The organism is Pseudomonadota bacterium (genome assembly GCA_030775045.1).
Classification (GTDB): domain Bacteria; phylum Pseudomonadota; class Alphaproteobacteria; order JALYJY01; family JALYJY01; genus JALYJY01.
Genome location: JALYJY010000117.1, coordinates 1 through 4,720, shown reverse-complemented (window position 1 = coordinate 4,720; position 4,720 = coordinate 1). Strand labels below are relative to the sequence as shown.

General features: G+C 60.3%; 3 protein-coding genes and 1 tRNA gene. 3 read left to right on the top strand and 1 reads right to left on the bottom strand.

Annotated features, from left to right (window positions below; genetic code table 11):
* The 3 genes from tilS to M3O22_08635 form a co-directional block, all read left to right on the top strand.
* Window positions 1–1,026: tRNA lysidine(34) synthetase TilS (gene tilS, locus M3O22_08645; protein ID MDP9196809.1), on the top strand; the 1,026-nt coding region annotated here is incomplete at its 5' end.
* Between the two features lie 88 nt (window positions 1,027–1,114).
* Window positions 1,115–3,022, top strand: a complete 1,908-nt coding sequence (gene ftsH / locus M3O22_08640) for an ATP-dependent zinc metalloprotease FtsH (GenBank protein MDP9196808.1) — start codon at window positions 1,115–1,117, stop codon at window positions 3,020–3,022.
* A gap of 129 nt (window positions 3,023–3,151) precedes the next feature.
* A tRNA-Ser gene (locus M3O22_08635) sits at window positions 3,152–3,241 on the top strand.
* A 168-nt stretch (window positions 3,242–3,409) separates the two neighbouring features.
* Here M3O22_08635 and M3O22_08630 read toward each other — a convergent pair.
* Window positions 3,410–4,720: recombinase family protein (locus tag M3O22_08630; GenBank protein MDP9196807.1), on the bottom strand; the 1,311-nt coding region annotated here is incomplete at its 5' end.

Sequence of the window (4,720 nt, the reverse complement as noted above, 5' to 3'; positions counted from 1 at the left end):
GCCCGCGGCATTGAACATATCATCCTGCCCTGGATCGGCGACAAGCCTTCTTCCCGGATCCAGGAGTCCGCCAGGGAAGCGCGCTACCGACTGCTGTCGTCTGCCTGCCGGAACCGGGGGATCCTGCATCTGGCCGTCGCCCATCACCGGGACGACCAGGAAGAAACCGTGCGCATGCGCCTGGACAGGAACAGCGGCGATACGGGCCTGGCCGGCATGTCCGCTGTCCGCCCCCTGCCCCATGGACGCCTGATCCGGCCCCTGCTTGCCGTTCCCAAATCCCGGCTCCAGGAAACATGCAGGCATTACGACCAGCCCTGGATCGAGGATCCCTCCAACCAGTCGCCGGCCTTTGACCGGGCCCGGATCCGGAAAGCCAAAGCCTCGGCCGACCTGTGGGATATGGCTCAGAACAAAGGCCTGCAGCGTCGGGATGCAGAACAGGCCATGGCCCTGTTCTTCGCCGGTCACGCCGCCATTTACCCTGAAGGATGGATGACGCTGGACCGGACAGCCCTGATGGCGCTTCCGGAAGAGGACGGCTGCCGGGTCCTGGCGCGCTGCGTCACCACTATCGGGGGCCTGGAATATCCCCCGCACCGGGACAGCACCCGGACCCTGTGGCAGCAGATCCGTCAGGAGCCGGCCAGAGCCGGGGCGCTGGGAAACTGCCTGCTGACGTACCGGAAGGACAGGCTGGTAATCTGCCGGGAACTGTCGCGGGAGTACAGGTCCCTGACCCTTCCCCTGGGCCGGGAGCCTGTCCTGTGGGACAACCGCATTCTCATCACCTGCGCCAATCCGCCAGCCGGGCCTCTGTGGATCAGCCCTCTGGGCCCGGAGGGATGGCAGACACTGAAAGCGGCAGGCGCCGCCCTCCCCTCCGGCCTTCCCGGCCCTGTCCGCCATGGCCTGCCCTGGGCCCACGACCGGGCCGGTGCACTGGTCTCTCCCGACCTTATGACCATGGCCTTCTGCCCTCCTGTCTCCCTGTGCGGAACAGGTTTCAGGGTTGCATTACCATGATTTTATCCTATCTATATGTGCATATGCGGCTTGGCCCCCATGTGATAGACTTGAGGGCAGAGCAGTTTCTGGATCAGGGGTTGTGCCTGTGAACAATATCGGAAAAAATCTGGCCCTGTGGGCCGTTATCGGCCTTGTGCTGATCGCCCTGTTCAATTTCATCCAGGACTCTTCCTCCCCCGGCAGCCAGTTCAAAATTCCCTTCAGCCAGTTCCTGACCCAGGTCGAGCAGGGCACGGTCAAGGAAGTCGCCATCAAGGGCCAGCATATCTCGGGAAGCTTTGACGACGGACGCAAGTTCTCTACCTATGCTCCGGCGGATGCAGGTATTGTGGACAAACTGACAGCCAAAAACGTTATCATCAGCGCACAGCCCGATGATTCCAACGCGCCAACCCTTCTGGGCGTCATCCTGTCCTGGCTGCCCATGATTATCCTGATCGGCATCTCCATCTTCTTCCTGCGCCAGGTCCAGACGGGCAGTGGCAAGGCCATGGGCTTTGGTCGCAGCCGGGCGCGTCTTTTGACCGAAAAGACGGGCCGCGTCACCTTCGACGATGTGGCCGGGATTGATGAGGCCAAGCAGGAACTTCAGGAAATTGTCGAATTCCTGAAAGACCCCCAGAAATTCCAGCGCCTGGGTGGCAAGATCCCCAAGGGCGTCCTTCTGGTTGGTCCCCCCGGTACCGGTAAAACCCTCACCGCCCGCGCCGTGGCGGGAGAGGCCAACGTTCCCTTCTTCACCATTTCCGGCTCTGACTTTGTAGAAATGTTCGTGGGCGTGGGCGCCAGCCGCGTCCGCGACATGTTCGAACAGGGCAAGAAGAACGCGCCCTGCATCATCTTTATTGACGAGATCGACGCGGTGGGCCGTCATCGCGGCGCGGGTCTTGGCGGCGGCAATGACGAGCGGGAGCAGACCCTGAACCAGCTGCTGGTGGAAATGGACGGGTTCGAGGCCAACGAGGGCGTGATCCTGATCGCGGCCACCAACCGCCCGGACGTGCTGGACCCTGCCCTGCTGCGGCCCGGACGCTTTGACCGCCAGGTGGTGGTGCCCAATCCGGATATCGCTGGCCGCGAAAAGATCCTGCGGGTCCATGTGCGCAAGGTGCCTGTGGCGCCTGACGTTAACCTGAAAACCATCGCCCGTGGCACGCCCGGCTTTTCCGGCGCGGACCTGGCCAACCTGGTGAACGAGGCGGCCCTGATGGCCGCCCGCTATGGCAGGAAGGCCGTCACCATGGTGGATTTCGAGGCTGCCAGGGACAAGATCATCATGGGGGCCGAGCGCCGTTCCATGGTCATGACGGACAAGGAAAAGAAACTGACCGCCTATCACGAGGCCGGCCACGCCCTGGTCAGCCTGCACGTGCCCGAGCATGACCCGCTCCACAAGGTTACCATCATTCCCCGCGGCCGTGCGCTGGGCGTGACAGTGAGCCTGCCCGAGCGGGACCGGTACGGCCTGTCGAAGCTGGAGATGGAATCCAGGCTGGCCATGGCATTTGGTGGCCGGGTAGCAGAGGAGCTGATCTTCGGGCCGGAACACGTGACCACCGGCGCTGGAAGCGACATCCAGCAGGCCACGGAAATGGCCCGGCGCATGGTGACCGAGTTCGGCATGTCGGACAAACTGGGCCGCGTCCGCTACAGCGCCAATGAACAGGAAATCTTCCTGGGCCACTCCATCGGCCAGCAGCGCAACATGTCCGAAGGCACAGCCGGGCTGATCGACCAGGAAGTCCGCCGCCTGATCCAGGAGGCCGAGGACAAGGCCCGCGCCATCCTGACCAGCCACATGCAGGACCTGCACACCCTGGCCAGCGCCCTTCTGGAATACGAAACCATTTCGGGCGAGGAAGTCCAGGCCCTCCTGCGCGGTGAGCCCATTGTCCGCAGCGACGCTCCCCCTCCCCGCAAGGCGGAAGGCAGCGGCGGATCCGTGCCGGCCACTGGCGCAACGGCGGCGCAGGATGCCAGCGCTCCCCTGTAGACAGCGGGCAGGACTTTGCTATAACAGCCCCGTCCTGCCGGAAGCCTGTGGACGGGTGGCCGGGGCCGGCGCAGGCCGGCAAAATAACGGCTCTTCAACCACCGGCAAGCGTTGAAGAAGAATGATCAGGGACGGGTGGCCGAGTGGTTGAAGGCACCGCACTCGAAATGCGGCATACCCGCAAGGGTATCGTGAGTTCGAATCTCACCCCGTCCGCCATTAAGTCTTTTATTCCTACGTATATACTTTTTGTCCTGTAGTGGCTCCCGCAGTGTGCGGGGTTCGTGACATTGAGGCGCACGGGAGAGAGGCTTTCTCTGCCTCTGTTTCAGGCTTTTTCAGCAGCTTTCTCTGTTGGGCTTGGTGACGGTGCGGTTTTGGGGTTGCTTAAGCCGCAAACCCCAGCGCCATTTCCTGCTGTTTCCAGGATGATGGGATGTCAGTGCGGAACAGTTTTTCCAGTGTCAGGTCGACTGGCTGTTGGCCGTTTAGAATCTCTGTGACTACACCGGGAGACAGGAAGGCCAACTGGATCAGACGGCTGATGTAGCGCGGTGAGATCTTTTCTCTTTTGGAGATGGATTCGATGGAGCTTGATGTTCCGGATACCATCTCCTCCCACCAAGCATGGGCTCGGGCGATGGCTTTAATCAGCGTAGTGTCGGACATGCGTGTCTCATCGGTACCTGGAATGACCAGTTTGGTTTCGATGCCGCGTTTTTTGATCTGGAGGGGGGCGGTAATGGAAACCGGATTTACAGCGGCGATTTTTTTGGTGCCGAGATGATGAAGCAGCGTGGAGGGTTTAAGCTCCAGTGTGAGCATCTCTTCAGTAAGAACGATCCGGTGGAGAAGCTGCTTTAGGATTTCGGCCTGATGGTCTGTGGTTGACTCGGCAAGTTCCTGCGCCAGCTTTTTGCTTTTGGATAAGACGGTTTCTGTCTGAGCAGCAGTCAGTTCTATTCCGGTCTGTTCGATCAGCTGTAGAGGTTGTTTCAGCCCGTCGGTCAGCAGGTACAGAACAGCTTTTTCAAGTTCCTGTGCGGCGATGCGCCAGCCGCGTTTTTCCTCTGATCTTGCCTGTTTAATGAGACTGCTGGAGATGTAATATCGGTAACGTTTCCCCTTCTTGTTGGCATGGCTGGGTGTTAAGCGCTCCCCGTTTTGATCGAACAGCAGCCCGGCCAGCAGGCTGATATTCTGAGCAGTTTTCCTGCCACGAGGTTTTGCCGCATTGACCTTCAGCTGCGTCTGGATGTCCTGCCAGACCTGCTCTTCGATGATGGCTGGATGCTGGCCGGCATGGATTTCTCCTTTATGGGCAATTTTGCCCGCATAGATCGGATTGCTCAGGATACGGTAGAGGTGACCTCGGGAGAATGGTCTGCCTCCGCGCAAACGATCACCAGATCCAGGACGGGGTTTGGTGGTGTAACTGCGCCGATCCACCTCGGCTTTCACCAGTCGCAAATTCCCGTATTGCTGGTAGAGGCGGTAGATTTCCCGGACTATTTCGGCTTCGTCATCCTTGATGACCAGGGTTCTTTCCTTAGCCTCATAGCCGAATGGCACAAAGCCACCCATCCAGAGCCCCTTCTTCTTGGAAGCAGCGATTTTGTCACGGATGCGCTCGCCCGTAACCTCGCGCTCAAACTGCGCAAAGGACAGAAGCACGTTGAGTGTAAGCCTGCCCATGGA